The sequence below is a fragment of the Gordonia aichiensis genome (genome assembly GCF_039946255.1).
GTDB classification, from domain to species: domain Bacteria; phylum Actinomycetota; class Actinomycetes; order Mycobacteriales; family Mycobacteriaceae; genus Gordonia; species Gordonia aichiensis_A.
In genome coordinates this window covers 1-615 of the sequence record NZ_JBCDWL010000049.1, presented here as the reverse complement: position 1 = coordinate 615, position 615 = coordinate 1, and the positions used below count along the sequence as shown (strand labels likewise).

The 615-nt window shown below is 71.5% G+C and carries 1 protein-coding gene; it reads left to right on the top strand.

What is annotated here, in order from left to right; genetic code table 11:
* Positions 1-615 (top strand): DUF222 domain-containing protein (locus tag AAFO60_RS20835; RefSeq protein ID WP_347958150.1); only part of this gene is annotated, 615 nt, incomplete at both ends.

Sequence of the window (615 nt, the reverse complement as noted above, 5' to 3'; positions counted from 1 at the left end):
GATCGGGACCGCCGCCGGCGCCGCGGGGTGGCGTTGATGCCGCAGGGGCGGGATCTGATGAGCAAGGTCCGCGCCCTGCTCACCCCCGCCTTGCGCGCCGAGATGGAAATCATGCTGCAGTCTTGGGCGGTACCGGGCATGAACAATCCCGACGACCCCGACTCCCCGTCCGGCGCAGTCGAGGCCGCCGACCCGACCGCCCTGGCCGCCGCGGCCGAGCGCGACGAGCGGACCGCGATGCAACGCAACCACGATGGGCTGTTGGCGATGTTCCAGTTCCTGCGCGCGTCGGCCGGGCAGGGTGCGGGTCGGTTGTCGTCGGAGTTGGTCATCACCGTCACCGACCGTGAGTTGCGCGAGCAGGCCGGGGTGGCGATCACCGCGACCGGTACTCGTGTGCCGGTGACCGACCTGGTTCAGGTTGCGGCCGGGGCGGTGCCGCATCTGGCGGTGTTCTCCCATGCGACCGGCCAGCCCCTGTATTTGGGGCGGGGTCGGCGGTTGGCGTCGAAGGCGCAGCGGTTGATGTTGTTCGCCCGTGATCGCGGGTGCACCGCCCCGGGCTGTGCGGCGCCGTTCGCCCGCACCGAAGCCCACCACCTGCGCGAGTGGCAG